Origin of the sequence: Pusillimonas sp. (assembly GCF_044464525.1) — a bacterium.
GTDB lineage: Bacteria > Pseudomonadota > Gammaproteobacteria > Burkholderiales > Burkholderiaceae_B > Pusillimonas.
This window is the reverse complement of the sequence record NZ_JBIQLE010000003.1, coordinates 92,946-111,252: the sequence shown is the minus strand read 5'-3', so window position 1 is coordinate 111,252 and position 18,307 is coordinate 92,946. Positions and strand designations below refer to the sequence as shown.

Annotated in this window: 19 protein-coding genes and 1 tRNA gene; 15 read left to right on the top strand and 5 right to left on the bottom strand. The window is 59.3% G+C overall.

The genetic code is table 11. The features are described from left to right. Positions 1-7: 7 nt before the first annotated feature. Positions 8-550 carry a ribosome biogenesis factor YjgA gene (gene yjgA / locus ACIY1O_RS02820; protein WP_397473556.1) on the bottom strand — a complete coding sequence of 181 codons (543 nt, stop codon included), beginning with the start codon at positions 548-550 and terminating at the stop codon, positions 8-10. A gap of 60 nt (positions 551-610) precedes the next feature. Between yjgA and pmbA the strand changes: the two genes are divergently transcribed. The 6 genes from pmbA (at position 611) to erpA (ending at position 5,712) form a co-directional block, all read left to right on the top strand. Next, positions 611-1,978 carry a metalloprotease PmbA gene (gene pmbA / locus ACIY1O_RS02815; RefSeq protein WP_397473555.1) on the top strand — a complete coding sequence of 456 codons (1,368 nt, stop codon included), beginning with the start codon at positions 611-613 and terminating at the stop codon, positions 1,976-1,978. A gap of 323 nt (positions 1,979-2,301) precedes the next feature. Then, a complete protein-coding gene (rplM, locus tag ACIY1O_RS02810; RefSeq protein WP_397473554.1) occupies positions 2,302-2,730 on the top strand; it encodes a 50S ribosomal protein L13 in 429 nt (142 codons plus the stop codon). Between the two features lie 9 nt (positions 2,731-2,739). Further along, entirely contained in the window at positions 2,740-3,132 is a 393-nt protein-coding gene (gene rpsI, locus ACIY1O_RS02805; RefSeq protein WP_397473553.1) for a 30S ribosomal protein S9, read from the top strand. 220 nt (positions 3,133-3,352) lie between these two features. Continuing rightward, positions 3,353-4,411 (top strand): N-acetyl-gamma-glutamyl-phosphate reductase, encoded by a 1,059-nt coding sequence (gene argC / locus ACIY1O_RS02800; protein WP_397473552.1) that lies wholly within the window; start codon positions 3,353-3,355, stop codon positions 4,409-4,411. Positions 4,412-4,520: 109 nt separating this feature from the next. Next, complete coding sequence (locus ACIY1O_RS02795; RefSeq protein ID WP_397473551.1) at positions 4,521-5,279, top strand: DUF6776 family protein; 759 nt, start codon at positions 4,521-4,523, stop codon at positions 5,277-5,279. Between the two features lie 64 nt (positions 5,280-5,343). Next, complete coding sequence (gene erpA / locus ACIY1O_RS02790) at positions 5,344-5,712, top strand: iron-sulfur cluster insertion protein ErpA (protein ID WP_397473550.1); 369 nt, start codon at positions 5,344-5,346, stop codon at positions 5,710-5,712. Positions 5,713-5,723: 11 nt separating this feature from the next. Here the strand turns inward: erpA and ACIY1O_RS02785 are convergent, their stop codons facing one another. After that, positions 5,724-6,845 carry an anhydro-N-acetylmuramic acid kinase gene (locus ACIY1O_RS02785; protein ID WP_397473549.1) on the bottom strand — a complete coding sequence of 374 codons (1,122 nt, stop codon included), beginning with the start codon at positions 6,843-6,845 and terminating at the stop codon, positions 5,724-5,726. Positions 6,846-6,866: 21 nt separating this feature from the next. After that, a complete protein-coding gene (locus tag ACIY1O_RS02780) occupies positions 6,867-8,249 on the bottom strand; it encodes a M23 family metallopeptidase (protein ID WP_397473548.1) in 1,383 nt (460 codons plus the stop codon). Between the two features lie 161 nt (positions 8,250-8,410). Between ACIY1O_RS02780 and tyrS the strand changes: the two genes are divergently transcribed. The 8 genes from tyrS to ACIY1O_RS02740 all read left to right on the top strand — a co-directional run bounded on the left by tyrS (position 8,411) and on the right by ACIY1O_RS02740 (position 14,745). Then, a complete protein-coding gene (gene tyrS, locus ACIY1O_RS02775; protein ID WP_397473547.1) occupies positions 8,411-9,640 on the top strand; it encodes a tyrosine--tRNA ligase in 1,230 nt (409 codons plus the stop codon). A 16-nt stretch (positions 9,641-9,656) separates the two neighbouring features. Further along, the gene (locus ACIY1O_RS02770) at positions 9,657-10,295 is read left to right on the top strand and encodes a YbhB/YbcL family Raf kinase inhibitor-like protein (RefSeq protein ID WP_397473546.1); all 639 of its coding nucleotides are present in this window, start codon (positions 9,657-9,659) and stop codon (positions 10,293-10,295) included. Between the two features lie 190 nt (positions 10,296-10,485). After that, positions 10,486-11,730 carry a serine hydroxymethyltransferase gene (glyA, locus tag ACIY1O_RS02765; protein WP_397473545.1) on the top strand — a complete coding sequence of 415 codons (1,245 nt, stop codon included), beginning with the start codon at positions 10,486-10,488 and terminating at the stop codon, positions 11,728-11,730. A gap of 38 nt (positions 11,731-11,768) precedes the next feature. Continuing rightward, positions 11,769-12,245 carry a transcriptional regulator NrdR gene (gene nrdR / locus ACIY1O_RS02760; RefSeq protein ID WP_397473544.1) on the top strand — a complete coding sequence of 159 codons (477 nt, stop codon included), beginning with the start codon at positions 11,769-11,771 and terminating at the stop codon, positions 12,243-12,245. Positions 12,246-12,257: 12 nt separating this feature from the next. Beyond that, positions 12,258-13,433 (top strand): bifunctional diaminohydroxyphosphoribosylaminopyrimidine deaminase/5-amino-6-(5-phosphoribosylamino)uracil reductase RibD, encoded by a 1,176-nt coding sequence (ribD, locus tag ACIY1O_RS02755; RefSeq protein WP_397473543.1) that lies wholly within the window; start codon positions 12,258-12,260, stop codon positions 13,431-13,433. Between the two features lie 30 nt (positions 13,434-13,463). Then, positions 13,464-14,108, top strand: coding sequence for a riboflavin synthase (locus ACIY1O_RS02750; RefSeq protein WP_397473542.1), 645 nt, complete (start codon positions 13,464-13,466; stop codon positions 14,106-14,108). 154 nt (positions 14,109-14,262) lie between these two features. Further along, positions 14,263-14,353: transfer RNA gene (locus ACIY1O_RS02745), tRNA-Ser, on the top strand. Between the two features lie 200 nt (positions 14,354-14,553). Further along, positions 14,554-14,745, top strand: a complete 192-nt coding sequence (locus tag ACIY1O_RS02740; RefSeq protein ID WP_397473541.1) for a hypothetical protein — start codon at positions 14,554-14,556, stop codon at positions 14,743-14,745. Positions 14,746-14,777: 32 nt separating this feature from the next. Here the strand turns inward: ACIY1O_RS02740 and ACIY1O_RS02735 are convergent, their stop codons facing one another. Next, a complete protein-coding gene (locus ACIY1O_RS02735; protein WP_397473540.1) occupies positions 14,778-15,284 on the bottom strand; it encodes a GGDEF domain-containing protein in 507 nt (168 codons plus the stop codon). Continuing rightward, positions 15,205-17,409, bottom strand: a complete 2,205-nt coding sequence (locus ACIY1O_RS02730; RefSeq protein ID WP_397473539.1) for a putative bifunctional diguanylate cyclase/phosphodiesterase — start codon at positions 17,407-17,409, stop codon at positions 15,205-15,207. Before ACIY1O_RS02730 ends, ACIY1O_RS02735 begins: the two co-directional genes overlap by 80 nt. 177 nt (positions 17,410-17,586) lie before the next feature. On the opposite strand from ACIY1O_RS02730, the gene ACIY1O_RS02725 reads away from it, so the two are divergent. Continuing rightward, positions 17,587-18,306 (top strand): class I SAM-dependent methyltransferase, encoded by a 720-nt coding sequence (locus tag ACIY1O_RS02725; RefSeq protein WP_397473538.1) that lies wholly within the window; start codon positions 17,587-17,589, stop codon positions 18,304-18,306. The last annotated feature ends 1 nt before the right edge of the window (position 18,307 follow it).

Here is an 18,307-nt window from a genome sequence, read left to right as displayed (position 1 = left end):
TCTGGAGTTATTCAGTACTGCCCAGGGCTTTCAGGGCCTGGAACAGGGCGCGGTAATGTTTGCGCTGGGGTTCCTGGCCCGGTTGAAGGGCGGCGTTGCGCCGGGCTTCTTTGCGGCCTTCACGAATCAAGGTTCGCAAATGTTGCGCATCGGCCGAGGGGTGGTCGCGTAACAGCTGGGTCAAGGTGTCGTCGTCCTTCAAGAGCAGGTCGCGCAGGGCCTCGACGCGATGCAGTGCTGCGGTTTCGGTGCGCGAACCATTTTTCCAGATATCCAGTTGCGTTCGTATGGCCTCGGCGTCGACCTGACGCATGAGCTTTCCGACGTAGTGAGTTTGGCGACGCAGCGCCTCGCGGCTGCTGGTGCGCTGCGCAAGGCGGATCGCATCGTAGAGCGCCTCGGGCAACGGAAGCTGCCGCAACTGGTCATTGGACAGATCGATGAGCTCTTTGCCCAGGTCGTGCAGGGCGTGCATATCGCGCTTAATCTGCGACTTGCTGGGCCGGTCGTCAGTGAGCTCGTTGTCTTGCGGGGTGGATTCTGGGGTCATGGAGACAAAAATATTCGTGATTAGCGATATGATAACTGTCTAACGTTTTTGCGAGCAGCAATGAGTCACCAACCCACCCCCCATCTTCCCATAGAACAGAACCGGCAACACTTTCTCGAACTGGTGCAAAAGGCGCTCGACTATGCCAAAAGCATCGGCGCCTCGGACGCGGCGGCCGAGCTATCCGAAAGCCAGGGCCTGTCGGTTTCGGTGCGCAACCAAGACATCGAAACCGTCGAGCAGACACGTGACCGCTCGCTTGACGTCACGGTATTCGCCGGTAATCAGCGCGGGTCGGCGTCCACCTCTGATTTCTCGGACCAAGCCCTGCGCGAGACAGTGGATGCGGCGTGGCACATCGCGCGCTACACAGCCGCCGATCCGGCCGCCGGCTTGCCCGAACCCGACTCTCTGGCTTCCGACATCATCGATTTGCAACTGCATCATCCCTGGAGCCTCGATACCGAGGGGGCGGCGGCCATAGCCTTGCAGGCCGAGCAGGCCGCACGCGACGTCAGCCCGTTAATTACCAACACCGACGGGGCATCGGTAGGCACGTTCGAAGGCCACTTCGTGTTGGGCAACAGCCGTGGATTTCTCGGTGGCTTCCCTTATTCTCGCCATACCGTCTCGGTGGCGCCCATTGCTGGGCGGGGCGGCAACATGCAGCGCGATTACTGGTACAGCTCTCAACGCGACCCTCGCCGTTTGGCCGACCCGGCCGAGGTGGGCCGCTATGCCGCACAGCGTACTTTGTCGCGGCTGTCCGCACGCCGCATTAAAACCGGCCGTTTCCCCGTCTTGTTCGAGGCGCCGCTGGCGGTGGGCCTGCTGGGTTCGCTGGTGCAGGCCACCAGCGGAGGCGCCCTGTACCGCAAGGCGAGCTTTTTGCTCGATTCGCTGGGCACGCCCGTCATGGCCGATCACGTATCGGTCACCGAAAACCCGTTTGTGCCCGAAGCGATGGGCAGCTCATCGTTCGACGACGAGGGCGTGCGCACACAGGCGCGTAGCGTCGTGGCTTCCGGCGTGCTGCAAGGTTATTTTTTATCGTCGTATACGGCGCGAAAGCTGGGCATGAAAACCACCGGTAACGCGGGCGGCTCACATAATTTAAGGCTTTCTTCGCGCTTGACCAAACCCGAGGACGATTTCCAGGCCATGCTTAAAAAAATGGGCACGGGCTTTGTGGTCACCGAGCTTATCGGCCAGGGCGTCAACTATGTCACTGGCGACTATTCGCGCGGCGCTTTCGGGTATTGGGTCAAAAATGGCGAAATCCAGCACGCCGTGCAAGAGGTCACCATTGCGGGCAACCTGGCCGACATGTGGCGGCAGATCGTGGCGGTGGGCGCCGATACCATCACGCGTGGCTCGAAAACCACGGGTTCGGTGCTGATCGAGCAGATGTCCATCGCGGGGCAATAGCCGCCCGTGCCCGTGGTAGCGGATCATCCGTTCAGACCCGCCACGTGGCCTGGATGCGACACACCTGGGTTTCCGTACTTAGGACCGTTGACAGGAAGCCACTGGCCGCCGAAAGCGCTTCGGTCGGGGGTATGTTTTTTGGCTTTGAAATATCAACAGTTAAATGTTAATATGTTGGGCTTACTTTAGCTTTAAGCGCTTTACCTGCACGGGCGAGATACAACGCTTTGGCGGGGCTTTAGGCTAGTTCATCAGGGTTGCAAGCAAGGTGTGCCGGGTGGTCCGGCAGCTTTTGCATCCCGTTTTAATCATCAGGAACCATCATGAAGACCTTTGTGGCCAAGCCGCATGAAGTCAAGCGTGACTGGTACGTGATTGACGCCAAGGGCAAAGTCCTGGGTCGTGTGGCCAGCGAAGTCGCACGCCGTTTGCGCGGAAAACACAAGCCAGAATTCACGCCTCACGTTGACACCGGCGATTACATCGTCATCATCAACGCGGCTGATATCGTCGTAACCGGAAACAAGGCGCAAGACAAGCGCTACTATCGTCACTCGGGTTATCCCGGCGGTATTACCGAGACCAACTTCGAGAAAATGCAACAGCGTTTTCCGGGTCGCGCCCTGCAAAAGGCGGTCAAGGGCATGTTGCCCAAGGGCCCGCTGGGTTACGCCATGGCCAAGAAACTCAAGGTTTATGCCGGCGCCGAGCATCCCCATTCCGCTCAGCAGCCCCAACCTCTGGAAATCTAAGGATAGGTCATGATCGGTAATTGGAACTATGGCACCGGCCGCCGCAAAACATCGGTGGCGCGCGTGTTCTTGAAAAAAGGTTCGGGCAATATCGTCGTCAACGGCAAGCCTGTTGATGAATACTTCGCCCGTGAAACCGGCCGCATGATCGTGCGCCAGCCGCTCGAGCTCACCGGCCATCTTGAGTCGTTCGACTTTCACGTCAACGTGCATGGCGGCGGCGAAAGCGGTCAGGCAGGCGCGGTGCGCCACGGCATCACCCGCGCGTTGATCGACTACGACGAAGCGCTCAAGCCCTCGCTCAAGCAAGCCGGCTTGGTTACCCGCGATGCGCGCGAAGTCGAGCGCAAGAAAGTGGGTTTCCACAAGGCGCGTCGTCGCAAGCAGTTCAGCAAGCGCTAATTGCAAAACGCGAGGCAAGTGCGCTTTTGCGTCTTGCCCGCTGCGGTATACACAAAGGCCCCGGCGCGTGCTGGGGCCTTTGTCATTATGGTTGCACCACAAGCGTGGTTGTTTGCAGGCCGCGAACTGGAAAAAGCGTGATCATTTGGTCTGTATTTGCATGGCCAATGCGGGCATGTGCATAATCTAGTTTTTACTTTACGGTTTTTGAGGCAAGGTCATGGCAGCAGGCAATCTGATCAAAGTAGGCATAGTCGGGGGCACAGGTTATACAGGCGTTGAACTTTTGCGCCTTTTGGCCCAGCATCCCAATGTGCAGATTCAGGCCATTACATCACGCAAAGAGGATGGCATGCCTGTCGCCCAGATGTATCCCAGCCTGCGGGGCAAGGTCGACCTGTCTTTTCAAACACCCGACACGGCCCGGCTCGACGAATGCGACGTGGTCTTTTTCGCCACACCGCACGGTGTAGCCATGAGCCAGGCCCAGAGTCTGCTCGACAAAGGCGTCCGTCTTATCGACCTGGCAGCCGACTTCCGTCTGCAGGACACCGTCGTGTTCGAGCAGTGGTACAAGATGCCGCACGTCTGCCCTCAGATTCTGGCTGATTCGGTCTACGGCCTGGTGGAGCTCAATCGCGACCAGATCGCGGCGGCCAAGGTCATTGGCAATCCGGGTTGCTATCCCACTACGGTAATCCTTGGCTTGCTGCCTTTGCTTGAAGGCGGCCGCAAGCTTATCGACGCTGATCACATCATCGCCGATGCCAAGTCGGGGGTTTCCGGCGCGGGCCGCACAGCCTCGGTGGGCACCTTGTATTCCGAGGCGGGCGATAACTTCAAGGCCTATGGCGTGGCGGGCCACCGCCACCATCCTGAAATATCCGAGCAGCTTGACCGCATCGCGGGCCAACCCGTGGGCCTTATCTTTGTTCCACACCTCGTGCCCATGATCCGCGGCATGTTCTCGACCTTGTACGCGCGCATCTTGCCCGAAGCCATGGATACCGACTTCCAGGCGTTGTTCGAACAGCGCTATGCAAACGAACCGTTTGTCGACGTCATGCCGGCCGGCAGCCTGCCCGAAACCCGTTCGGTCAGGGCCTCGAACAATCTGCGCATTGCTGTTCACCGGCCCGACAACGGCGATCAACTGGTGGTGCTCGTGGTGCAAGACAATCTCGTCAAGGGCGCTTCTGGCCAAGCGGTTCAAAACATGAACCTCATGTTTGGCCTGCCTGAGAACGCCGGCCTCGACGCGATCGCGGTGCTCCCGTAACCGCCGGCGGGCAGCTTGCGCATATGCAAGGCGGGCTCGCTGCACGGTTAAAAGTCGTCGCGTTCGGGGCGATCAAGAACTTTGCGGCTTGGCGGCGGTCTGTTTGTAGATGAATGAAACTCAGTCCGGCTCCGACATTGCTCCCGGCCGCCGATATGGCGGCTGGATTTGGTTTTGGCTCTTCTTGGCCTTGGTAGCCGGGGCCGCAGGCGGGTATTGGGTTGCCGGCACTATCGGCGAGGAATCCGCCGCACGCAGATTTGCCCGGTTAAATACAGAGTTCCAGGTTGTCACCGCGCAGCACCGTCACGACTACCAAGCATTGAAGACCAACTTCGACACCTTGCAGGGCCGGCTCCTGGTCGAAGAAAGCACGCGCAAAAGCCTCGAGGAGGCCTTGCAGTCTACCCAGGCAGAGTTGGGCCGCGCGCGTGATCAGCTGGCATTTTTTGATCGCCTGCTGCCCCCCGGGCCGAGCGGTTCGGTCAGCATACGCGCCCTTGATTTCCAGTCACACGGCCCCACCTTGTCTTATAAGGTGTTGTTGATGCGTAATGCTCCAGGCCCGGCGGCTTTCGCAGGCCAGATGCAGTTTCTGGCCACCGGAAAGCTGGGCGACGAGCAGGTCGAGCTTGCTTTGCAGCCTGCCACCGCCCACGCCGCGGGCGATGCGGCCAACGAGGTTTCCGATTCCGATGGCGAACCTTCCACGCAAGGCCCGCTGATGTTGCAATTTGAACAGTTCCAGCGCAGCGAGGGCTTGCTGGCGCTGCCAGAGGGGTTTGAACCAGCAACCGTTACGCTTAATGTACTTGAGGGCAAGACTTTGCGGGTGTCGCGCACCGTTAGCTTGCCTCCGGGCGAATAGCCCTTACAATGTAGTTATCAGACTGACCTTAATTGCGGCCTTGTAGCCGCCGGAGTACCCACTCATGTCCACTCTTACTGAATCCGTCGACCTGCAGGCCCCACCGCCGTCGCTCGTCTTTACCGACGCCGCAGCGTCCAAGGTCAAAGACCTGCTCCTCGAAGAGGGCAACCCCGACCTCAAGCTGCGCGTATTCGTACAAGGAGGCGGATGTTCCGGCTTTCAGTATGGCTTCACCTTTGACGAAACCATCAACGAAGACGATACCGCCATCGACAAAGAAGGCGTTCAGCTTTTAATCGACCCCATGAGCTTCCAATACCTGTTTGGCGCCGAAATCGATTACAAAGACGATCTTGAAGGTGCACAGTTCGTCATTCGCAACCCCAACGCCACGTCCACCTGCGGCTGCGGTTCGTCGTTCACCGCTTAAAAAAGCGCTGCTCATCCGGCAGGGTAGCAGGCGCCCAGCACAGTCGGCGCATGGGCGCCGGTCACACTTGGCAAGCCCGCCGGAATTCTTTTCACGTGGGCCCAGGCCAGCCACGCAAAGGCCAGCGCTTCGACGCTTTGCACTGGCACGTTCAAAACACTTGTCGGGTACACAGGCAGCCCAAGGCGATATTCAAGCTCGCTCATCAAACTGCTGTTCAACGCGCCTCCGCCGCATACCAGCACCTCGCGTATTTCGGGCGCATGAGCCGCCAGCGCTTGCTGGATGCTTGCCGCCGTCAGGCTTTGCAAGGTGGCCTGAATATCTTCATCGGCCAGCCCGGCCTCGTCGAAGCCGGCCAGCTTGTCCATCAACCAGCTTCGGTTGAACAGGTCGCGTCCGGTTGATTTGGGCGGCGGCAGGGCGAACCACGGTTCGTCGTTTAGCATGGCCTCAAGCAGCACTGCGTGTGTTTGGCCACTGGCGGCCCAGCGGCCGCCGGCGTCGTAGAGGGCTCCGGTTTTCTCATGGCACCATAGATCGAGCAATACGTTGGCCGGGCCGGTATCGAAGCCGCGGGGTTCACGCCCCGGCTCAAGAATGGTGACGTTGGCGATACCGCCAAGGTTCAAGATGGCCCGCGCGGTGTCCGCATTGAAAATGGCTTGATGGAAGGCCGGTACCAGCGGGGCGCCCTGGCCGCCGGCAGCGATATCACGAGAGCGGAAATCTGCCACGACGTCGATGTTGGTCAGCTCGGCCAGCAAGGCCGGGGCGTTGATCTGTATTGAGAACCCCGATTGGGGGTCGTGGCGCACGGTTTGTCCATGTGCGCCGATGGCGCGTATATGCGAGGCGGCGACGCCCGACATCTCCAGTAGTTGTCGGCAGGCTTGAGCATAAAGAAGTGCAAGCTCGTTGCCCGCCCGGGCGCCACGGGCCAGTTCGTCGTGTCCGGGCGTATTGAGCGCAAGAAATTCCGCTCGCAGCGCCTGTGGCATTGGCAGTGATGCCTGGGCGATGAGCCGGGGTGTTTTCGCTGGAGGGAACTCTGCCAGCACCGTGTCAACGCCATCAGTGCTGGTGCCGGACATCAGCCCTATGAACAGAGAGGCCGGTTCAGGAAGGGCCATGCCGGACGTGTGCAAGCAGCCTTACCGGCCGGCCAATTGCACCCGGCCTTCTTGAAGGGCGGCCAGCATCTGGATCTGCTGCTTATAGCCTGCCAAGATGGCTTCAAAGGTGTTGCGATCTTTGCCTTCGAGCGCGCGTGCGACTGGCAGATCGACAGACAGCGGATCGACGTGCTTGCTGCCAATGCGGAACTCGTAGTGCAGGTGAGGCCCGGTGGCCCAACCGGTGGAGCCCACGTGGCCGATCAATTGGCCCTGTTCAACCTTGCTGCCTTTCTTGAGGCCTTTGGCAAAGCGGCTTTGATGGGCGTACAAGGTGGAGTACTTGCCATGATGTTGCAAGATAACGACCTTGCCGTAGCCGCGCTGGGTGCCGATGAACGAGACGGTTCCATCAGCGGTTGCGTGGATGGGTGTGCCGGTTGGCGCGGCATAGTCAACGCCATTGTGATTGCGATAGGTGCCGTGTATGGGGTGCTTGCGCTTGCCGAAGGTGGAACTGATTCTTGAAAACTTGAGGGCCGAGCGCAAGAAAGCGCCTCGCATGCTGCGCCCTTCGAAGTCGTAATAGCCGCCGCCGGCGTCGCTGGGCTTGAACCACACCGCGTCGTAAGTTTTATTGCCGTTGATGAACTGCAGGGCAAGGATGCGGCCGGAGCCCACGTCGCGCCCCTGGGCATTGTGTGCTTCGTAGATTACCCGGAAGCGGTCGCCCTTGCGCAGATCGCGCATGAAGTCGATCTTGCTGCTGAGGATGTCGGCCATCTGCATTGTGATCGAATCGGGAATATCGGCCGCATCGGTGGCGCCGAACAGCGACGAGATGATTTCGCCTTCGGCTACCCGCACATGGGTCTGGGCCTGTTCAGCCTGCTCGAGCGCAGTGAACCCGCCGTTGTCGTCGGGACGCACTTCCAGCCATCGGGAACTGGATACGCCGTCTTGCGTGGAAGCGGGCGTATGATAGTAGCGTAGCCAGACAAGCCGGCCCGCTTCATCGAGCGCTGCCTGCACTATGCGGCCCGGATACAGCTTATAGATGGACCTGGCCGACTTTTCGTGAGTCAGGAAAGTGAGCAGCCCGTCTTCATCGACGTCGAGCCGCTGAAGCAGTGCCGATACCGTGTCGCCCGGCTGAATGTGCGTTTCGTCGATGAAGGGCGCACTGAACGTGGGAGGGGTTTCGGGGAACGGCGTGGGCAGCGCCAGACTGGTATTGGTCTGGGTCACCGACGGCAGCCTGGTCTCGCTAGAGGGTTTTACTACGGCAAGCGCGGCGGCCGCCACGAACAAGCCAAGCGCGATGGCTGCGAGACTACCGCTGAAGTAATGGTGGCGGCTGGATCGGCGGGCAAGGTTTTTGCCGGCCACTGAGGGATTGGCGGAGTTCCCTTTAATGGACATAAAGCTGGGGCCTGGGTCGTGGTATTGTGTTGCGCTGCGCGGTTAAGATAAGCCCCTTTGTTGCGTCAAAGCTACGATGGGCTCATTACTTAACGCGCTATGCTAGCGCATCTGCTTGTTTTTTTCGAGTTTTTTTTGATTTTTATTGCATCTTCATCTATATGCCGTCATCTCCGCTGCCAATAACGCCTCAAGTCGAAGCCGATCTGCGCATCGTCACAAGAGGGTGTGACGAACTATTGGTCGAAACCGAATTCGCGCAAAAATTGGCGCGCAGTCATCAAAGCGGCCAGCCGCTGCGCATCAAGCTTGGGCTTGACCCAACAGCGCCGGACATCCATCTGGGCCACACCGTCGTGCTCAACAAGATGCGTCAATTGCAAGATCTCGGGCATACGGTCATTTTCCTGATCGGTGATTTCACCTCCATGATCGGCGACCCCAGCGGGCGCAATGCCACACGTCCGCCGCTTACCGCCGAGCAGATTCAGGAAAACGCCAAAACCTATTACGCACAAGCCAGCCTGGTGCTGGACCCGGCTCGTACCGAGATTCGCTACAACTCAGAGTGGTGCGATCCGTTGGGCGCACGCGGCTTGATCCAGCTCGCATCGCGCTATACCGTGGCGCGCATGATGGAGCGCGAAGACTTCACCCGGCGCTTCAAAGGCGGCATTCCCATTTCGGTGCACGAGTTTCTTTACCCTTTGATGCAGGGCTATGACTCAGTCGCGCTTAAGTCAGACCTGGAGCTGGGCGGAACCGACCAGAAATTCAATCTGCTGGTGGGGCGCGAATTGCAGAAAGAATATGGCCAGGAGCCCCAGTGCATACTGACCATGCCGCTGCTTGAGGGTACCGACGGCGTCGACAAGATGTCCAAGTCCAAGGGCAACTACATTGGCATCACCGAAACCCCCGATTCGATGTTCGGCAAGCTGATGTCAATTTCCGACACCCTGATGTGGCGTTATTTTGAGCTTCTTTCGTTCCGTTCGCTCGAAGAAATCGCTAAGCTTGAAGAGCAGGTTGCCCAGGGCGCCAACCCGCGCGACATGAAGGTAATGCTGGCTCAAGAGATCGTGGCCCGGTTTCACTCGCCCCAGGCCGCACAACAGGCCTTGGCTCAGTTCGAAGCGCGTTTCCGCGACGGGGCCATTCCCGAAGACATGCCCGAGGTGCAGATTGGTTCCGCACCTCTGGGAATACTCAAGGTGCTGCGCGAGGCCGGCCTGGCCGCTTCGGGGTCAGAGGCTCAGCGCAACGTGGAGCAGGGCGGCGTGCGGGTGGACGGCACTCGCATCGACGACAAATCGCTGCAGTTGCCGGCGGGCACCTATGTGATACAAGTGGGCAAGCGCAAGTTCGCCCGAGTTACACTCAATGGATAGTTAGCAAGGAGGTCCCATGAAGCTCATCAGTACTTCATTCGTCGATCAACTTTTCATGTCCGAGCGCAATGCCTTCGGCAAGGTAGACGGGCCGGCCCACGTGGCGCTGGCGGGCAACGCCAACCCCCACTTTGCATGGTCCGAGGTGCCCAAAGGCGTGCAATCGTTCGCCCTGATCTGTCACGATCCCGATGTGCCCAGCAAGCCCGATGATGTCAATCAAGAGGGCCGCGAGGTTCCCGCCGATTTGCCACGAGTGGATTTCTTCCATTGGGTGCTGGTCGATATCGCGCCCGATGTTGCCGAGATCGCAGAAGGCGCATATTCCAGCGGCATCACTCCGCGCGGCAAGGGCGGCCCCATTGCCCCTCACGACACTCGTCAAGGCATTAACGACTTCACCGGCTGGTTTGCCGGCGATCGAGACATGTCAGGCGAGTATTACGGGTACGACGGCCCCTGCCCGCCATGGAACGATGCCATCGTCCACAGGTATATATTCACTCTCTACGCCCTGGACATCCCCTCTGTGCCGGTCGAGGGTGCGTTTACCGGCGGTGACGTGCTTAAGGCCATACAAGGGCACATACTGGCCCAATGCAGCATGACCGGGCTTTATACGCTTAACCCGCGCCTGCTTCCCGGCGCAGATTAATCCTCTTGTTCCTAACATGAGCCATGCTCATGTTGGCGTGAGCATGGTTGGCGCCCGTCGCTGCGCGGGCGCTTGAAACCCGCTTTCCGCCCTTCCACTTACCCTTTCGCACGGGTTCGTCGCGCATTCGCGCTAAAATGGCGTTCTTCTTCGGCAGCAGCCACCAAGCCATACCAATCTAGGAAGCCTCATGTTTGACCGCTCTCGCACTCTTGACCAAGTCGACCCCGAACTGTGGGCGGCGATTCAAAAAGAAAACGTCCGTCAAGAGCAACACATCGAATTGATTGCCTCTGAGAACTACACCAGCCCGGCTGTGATGCAGGCCCAGGGTACGCAACTTACCAATAAGTACGCCGAGGGCTATCCCGGCAAGCGCTATTATGGGGGTTGCGAGCACGTCGACGTGGTCGAGCAACTGGCCATTGACCGCCTGAAGCAACTGTTTGGCGCCGAAGCGGCCAACGTGCAGCCCAATTCGGGTTCACAGGCCAACCAGGGTGTCTACATGGCGGTCCTCAAGCCGGGCGACACCGTTTTAGGCATGAGCCTGGCCGAAGGCGGCCACCTAACCCATGGCTCTCCGGTGAACGCATCTGGCAAGCTGTACGACTTCAAGTCGTACGGCCTGAACGACAAAGAAGAGCTCGACTACGACGAACTTGAAGCGCTGACCAAGCTGCACAAGCCCAAGCTGCTGGTGGGAGGCGCGTCAGCGTACTCCCTGCGAATTGATTTCGAGCGTATGGCGCGCATTGCGCATGAAAACGGCGCCTTGTTCATGGTGGATATCGCTCATTATGCCGGGCTGGTTGCCGGGGGCGCTTATCCCAACCCCGTGCCCCACGCCGATTTCGTCACCAGCACCACGCACAAGTCGTTGCGCGGGCCGCGGGGCGGCGTCATCCTCATGAAGGCCGAGCATGAAAAAATCATCAATTCCGCTATCTTCCCGGGCATTCAGGGCGGCCCCTTGATGCACGTCATTGCAGGCAAGGCCGTGGCTTTCCAAGAGGCCCTGAAGCCAGAGTTCAAAGACTACGCGGCTCAGGTCGTCAAGAACGCCGACGCGCTGGCGCGCACCCTGGTCGAACGCGGCCTGCGCATCGTGTCCGGCCGCACCGAAAGCCATGTGATGCTGGTCGACCTGCGTCCCAAGGGAATCACCGGCAAGGTCGCCGAAGAGGCATTGGGCAAGGCGCACATCACGGTCAACAAAAACGCCATCCCCAACGACCCCGAGAAACCCTTCGTTACCAGCGGCATCCGCCTGGGCACCCCTGCCATGACCACGCGCGGCTTCAAGGAAGGCGAGGCCGAGCTTACCGCCCACCTTATCGCCGATGTGCTCGATAATCCCGACAGCGAAACGGCCATCGCCGACGTGCGCGCCCGAGTCAACGAGCTCACGTCGCGCCTGCCGGTCTACGGCTAAAACCCCACCGCCCGGGCTCCTCCCGGGCACAGGCTGCCATGAAATGTCCTTTCTGTAGCAGTTTCGATACTCAGGTGATCGACTCACGGGTTTCCGAAGAGGGTGACACCATACGCCGGCGTCGGCGCTGCACCGCCTGCGACCGGCGTTTTACCACCTACGAGCGGGTCGAACTCATGATGCCCGCCGTGGTCAAGCGCAATGGCACACGGGTTGAATATGATCCGGCCAAGCTGCGCGGCAGCCTCAACCTGGCGCTGCGCAAGCGGCCGGTGGGTACCGAAGAAGTGGATGCGGCCGTGGCCCGCATCGAAGAAAGGCTGCTTACCAGCGGTATGCGGGAGATCAGTTCCGGCAGCCTGGGCGGCTTTGTCATGGATGAGCTGAAAAGGCTGGACCAAGTGGCTTACGTGCGTTTCGCCTCGGTCTATAAAAGCTTTGAGAACATTGGCGAATTCGTACGAGCCATCGACGAGATTAAAGTGTCGCCCAAGAAAGCCAAGGGCGATGCCTGAAAGCGATGTGCCATGAATAATTCCTCGCTATCGCAGACTTCCGGCGATGGTTCTGAAACCGACGTCCACTGGATGCGGCAAGCCATTGCCCTTAGCCGCCAGTCCCTTTACCTGACTACGCCTAATCCCCGAGTCGCCTGCCTGATCGTGCGCGACGGCCAATTGATTGCCTCGGGCGTCACCCAGAAAGCGGGTGGCCCGCACGCCGAAATCATGGCCTTGCGCCAGGCCGCTGAGCAGGGCGTATCGACGAACGGCGCCACGCTCTATGTCACACTTGAGCCATGCAGTCATCATGGTCGCACTCCACCTTGCGTGGACGCATTGATTGAAGCGCGCCCCGAACGGGTGGTGGTGGCCATGGCCGACCCCAATCCGCTGGTCGCGGGCCAGGGGATTGCCAGGCTCAGAGCGGCCGGTATCGCGGTAAGCGGCCCAACCTGCGCCGACGAAGCATTAGAGATCAACCCCGGCTTCGTGGCCCGCATGACGCGCGGCACCCCATGGGTGTGGCTGAAGACCGCCGCGTCGCTGGACGGACGAACCGCCCTGGGGAACGGCGTCTCGCAATGGATAACCGGACCGGCCGCCCGCGTCGACGGCCACCATTGGCGTGCGCGAAGTTGTGTGGTTCTTACCGGAGCCGGCACAGTGCTGGCAGACGACCCGTTATTGAACGTGCGCGAAGTGAGTACCAGCAGGCAACCTATTCGCGCAGTCATCGACACAGGGCTTCAGGTGCCCGAGAAAGCGCGCCTTTTCGACGGATCTCCGGGGTGGGTGTTTACCGCCAGCGATGACCCCATCAAGGCACAGCGGCTCGCCGACCGCAATGTGCAGGTAGTGCGCATGCCATTGGACAACGATAGGGTGCACTTGCCTTCGGTCATGCGCTGGCTGGGTGAGCATGACATCAACGAGGTGCACGTTGAAGCAGGTTCCGTATTGAGCGGCGCCTTGCTTCAGGCCGGCTGCGTGGATCAACTTCTGGTGTACGTGGCCCCAATGCTATTGGGCACTGGGCGACCCATCGCGGAATTGCCGGTATTGCAAACCCTGGAAGAAGCTCTACGTTTCGATTTTTACGATGTGGCGGCTGTGGGCACTGATGTGCGCCTGCTGGCCCGGCGGGCTCAAGTATGGCGGGAACTGGTCGGTTCGGTGTCGGCCCTGTCCGCCTTTGAATAACTGTCATCACGCATAGCAAGGAAGTATTTCATGTTCACAGGCATAGTCGCCGCTATTGGCACCATTACAGAGGTGAAACCCCTCGCCGAGGGCGGAGCAGACTCGGGTGTTCGGCTTGACGTCCATGCGCCGGGGTTTCTTACGCCGGCCACCAAGCTTGGAGATTCCATTGCCATACAGGGCGCCTGCATGACCGTCGTTCAGTTGTCGGGCGACGGCTTCAGTGTCGATGTTTCGCGTGAAAGCTTGAACCTGACCGCGGGCCTGGACGCGCCGGGCGAAGTCAACCTTGAGCATGCCCTAAGGCTGGGTGATTCTCTTGACGGGCATCTTGTGTCAGGGCACGTCGACGGCCTGGGCGCAGTTGCCTTTTTCGAGCCGGTTGGCGAGTCGTGGGACCTGCGCATCGACGTACCCGCGCATCTTGCCAAATACCTGGCATACAAGGGTTCGATCACAGTCAACGGCGTGAGCCTGACCGTGAACGATGTCGAAGACCACGAGCAGGGCTGCCGCATCCGCATCAACCTTATCCCACATACCGTGCAGGTTACGACGCTAAAGCACCTGCGAGCAGGCTCGGCCGTCAATCTTGAGGTCGACACCATCGCCCGCTACGTTGAGCGCATGGTGTCGCTGGCGGGCAAGGCCAACGACCAGGCAGCCAACGGGTGACGACCAGCGTTTGGCTCGGCGGTGCAGGAAGGTTTGACGTTGGCAACGGTTTGGCATCGCACGGCAGATTCAACTCGTTTCTGTTAGAATGGCGGACTTCGCTTTGGTAATTTAGGCCGAAGCTTGTTGATCAAGCATTTGAATGATCAATGCAGGACAGGTGGCCGAGCGGTTGAAGGCGCACGCCTGGAAAGCGTGTATACGTTTATAGCGTATCGAGGGTTCGAATCCCTCTCTGTCCGCCAAGAACACATCTACAGCAGTACACGGTCGTCTAAGAAGCCCGCACAGTTAACGCTCTGCGGGCTTTTTCTTGCCTGCTCATGACATTGCCCGGTTTGGTTTCTATACAGCTACCTTGCGTCATTGGGAGGGGTAATGGGTTTTACTTGAAATATCATGTTTCTTTTGATAGACTAAGGGTTAACCCTAGGGAGGCTGATATATGAATCAATTACTAATTTCAGTCTTGTTGGCGACCGCGGCGGTTCTGTCTTTTGGCGCGCTGCTGTTGCTGGGACTGATTGCGCTTGCGGGCGTCGAGCGCCCGTTGGGTGCGGGCTGGACGCAGCGCATATTGTGCCGGCTTTCGTTTGACCGTTTAGGCTGCTGCGACGTGGCCGGCAAAGCCGGCTGAAGCTTCAGGCGCTACGCGCAACTTTCCAGCCGCTAGGCGGTTTCCAGGCGGTTGCGGCCCTTTGACTTGGCCCGGTACAAAGCCTGGTCGGCCCGGCGCAATACATCCTCGAAGCTTTGGTCACCTTGACGCAGGGTGGCGATTCCAGTCGATACGGTAATGGGCACATTTTGCCCCACCCATCTGAACCCCCCTTTTTCGATCGAAATCCGCATGCGCTCGGCGGCGGCCAGGGCATTGGCGGCATTCATGCCGCTAAACAATACGGTGAACTCTTCTCCGCCCGAGCGGGCGATCATGTCGAGCGTGCGGGTTTCACCGCGTAGGCGATTCCCGACATGGATCAGGGCGTGGTCGCCGGCCTCGTGTCCGTACTGGTCATTGAGAAATTTGAAGAAGTCGATGTCAATGACGGCGACCGCGAAACCGCTATGGGTCTTGACGGCTTCATTGAACATTTCACGGCCGCGTGCGGTAACGGTGCGGCGGTTGGGCAGATTGGTCAGGAAATCGGTGGCTGCCGCATGTTCGAGTTTCACGCGCAGCACGTCCGAGCACAGCATGAGAAACGCGGTGGTGCCTACGATGGGCAGCATTGTTAGCACGACGCTGCAAACCAGATTCCAGCCGCTGGCTCCTGACTCGACGACGTAATCTTTGGGAAGGTCGGATATTAGATACGCGGCCGCCCGCCCTACAAGACAGATTGCCAGCAGCAGCAAAAGGCCGATCAGCAGGTTTCGGCTGGACGACAGCCGTGGGGCCGGACGCATAGCAAGGGCATGAAGAGCGGTAAAAGCCAGGACAAGTTTGGCAAGCGTGACAATGATGACGCGCACCTTGAAATCCGGGACGACGGCAGAGAACCACAGCACGCCAAGCGCAGCGCCCGCAGCGGGCCCGTATAGCCAACGATTGGACATCAGGCCGCTGGTCTCCCGCAGCGCCATGCAGTAGGCCGCCAGACCGAACGTCATCCCTCCGTTGGCCAGGGTCAGCATCACGGGCCGTGGCAGAGATTGTCCGAATGCAAATAAGGCGCACCCGGCGGCGATCAGCAGGGTGCCCCATTGCCAGAGCCGGGCTGCCGGCCGCAAGGGTTCGGACAGGCTGCGATAAGCAATGGCCAAGGCTGCGCCGTTGGCCAGTATGGTCAGGGAAATTATCGTAAAGACTGTTTTGGCGTCCACGTAGGTTGACCCTGTAGTTTGGCTTGCGCCCTAGGTGAACGCGTTGGGGCCGCCAGCGCACTAGCGCCTCGGCTCCCTTTACCGGCCCTTCGGGGTCGTCAAACCGCGGCTGATAGTAAAGAACTAATTCTTTGCGTTCGATGGCGCGTCGCAGATCCTGAACAAGCTGGAGGTGTTCTTCCGCATTGGCGTTCATGGATGGATCAAAGAATGAATAGCCGTTGCGTCCCATGTCTTTGCGGTAATACATGGCGGCGTCGGCGTTGACCAGCAAAGCATGCGAGTCTTGTCCGTCTTCGGGGTAGATGGCGATGCCGACGCTGGTTGACAGACGCAGGTCAAAGTCGCGTATGTTGTAGGGCTGTGAGACCAGGTCGACAATCTTGGCGGCCAGCGTGGCGATGTCGTCGGCCTCGCCGATGGGGCTGAGCACAACGAACTCGTCGCCGCCGAAGCGAGCCACAGTATCTTCCGCGCGGATGCCGGACCTTATGCGCTGCGCGGTTTCAACCAGCAACTGGTCGCCCACGGCGTGGCCGTAGGCATCGTTTACCGTCTTGAAGCCATCAAGGTCCATGAACAGCACAGTAAAACGCGAGCTGTTTCGCTGAGCTGTTTCTATGGCCTGTTCAATGCGGTCGGCAAGCAGTGCTCGATTGGGCAGCCGGGTAAGCGCATCGTGAAGGGCCATGTGTTCCAGGGCCTTATTGGCCTTGTGCAGCGACCGGTTCAGTTCGCCTGTGCGCGAGGTATGGCGACTGTCGAGCACGGTGATGATCAGCGCTATGGCCAGCACGGCCAGGGTTACCATTGCCACGATGATCGACAGCCAATGCGTGTCGACTCCCACTATGGCGGCGCCACATATGCTGCCCAGCGGGAATTGCGCGGCCTCCATGCCGCTGTAGTGCATGCCGACGATGGCGCACCCCATGACGATGGCCGCGGCAAGTTTCAGCGCTGTGCGCTGGGCCGCCCGTCGGCCCAGGTAGGCGGTGATCCAAAGAGCGGCGCCCGAAGCCGTAACCGCTATGAGCAGCGAAAGCGCGAACCAGAATGGGTCATACACGATGCGCGGCATCATCATCATGGCTTCCATGCCCAGATAATGCATGCCTGCCACGCCCATGCCCATGACCAGTGCACCAATGCTTAATCGGCGCTTGGTCAGCGTGCGTCGGCAAGCAAGCCACAGGGCGAAGCCTGAAGAAGCCATGGCGACAAGCAGTGAAAGCAAGGTTAGCCAGGGGTCGTAGCCAAGTTCTATCGGCAGGCTGAAGGCCAGCATGCCGATGAAATGCATCGACCAGACGCCCAGCCCCATTGCGAAGGCGCCGCCGCCCAGCCAAAAAAACATGGTTTTGCCGTGGGTTCGGCTGATCTGGCTGGCCATGCTCACTGCAGTGTAAGAGGCCAGTATGGCCACAACGAATGAGGAGACCACCAGTACCGGGTTGTAGCTGCTGACAAGCATTTGGGGAGAATTCTGGTAACTATTTCGTATTTTTGCGCGCGAGTATATCGCTTGTGCTGGACCGTAGTGTCTCATTAAAGCCAAGCTTCAATGCACCCTGGGTGAATGAATAGATTGGCCTTCTTGGATAATATGAGAGATACTCATGTAGTTATTATTTAATAATGGTGATTATTCATGTTTGATAGCGGGGAAAACCCCGGTTACCTCACCAAAAAAGAAAATATAGAAATAAATGGTGTCAAAGGTTTACGTATTAAGTCTTTGCTTGATCGGCAGCAGTATCATGATCCCGCCCAGCAGGCGTTGCGGCTTGGCATAGGCCCGGCGGCCTGGCCGATGTTCGGCTTGCTGTGGCCCTCGTCCATCCATCTGGCGCAGCATCTGGCTGCACGCCCCGTCTGTCCGAACGAGAAAGTCCTCGAGATCGGCTGCGGGCTGGGGCTGGCAAGCCTGGTCAGTCACCGGCGCGGCATGCGTATCACGGCCAGCGATTGCCACCCGCTGGCAGAAAAATTTCTGAAAGACAACCTGCGCTTGAATGAGCTTTGCTCTTCATTGAAGTATCGGCATGGACAGTGGGGACTGGACGAGCCCCTGACCGAGCAGGAAGCCGGTCGGCCGGTATTGTCGGGGCATTACGATCTGATTGTCGGCAGCGACTTGTTATACGAGCCCGACATGCCTGGAGCCCTGGCGGCGTTCATTGACCAGCATGCAAAGCCAGAAGCCGAAGTATGGATCGTGGACCAGAATCGCGGCTATCGGCCGACATTCAATCGTCACATGGCCGAGCGCGGCTTCGAGCTGCTGGACGACGAACGTTTGGTGGATGAAATGTGCTCAAGAAGCAGCCGCGGCGCCTATAGAGGACGCCTGCTGAAATACAAGCGCTAGG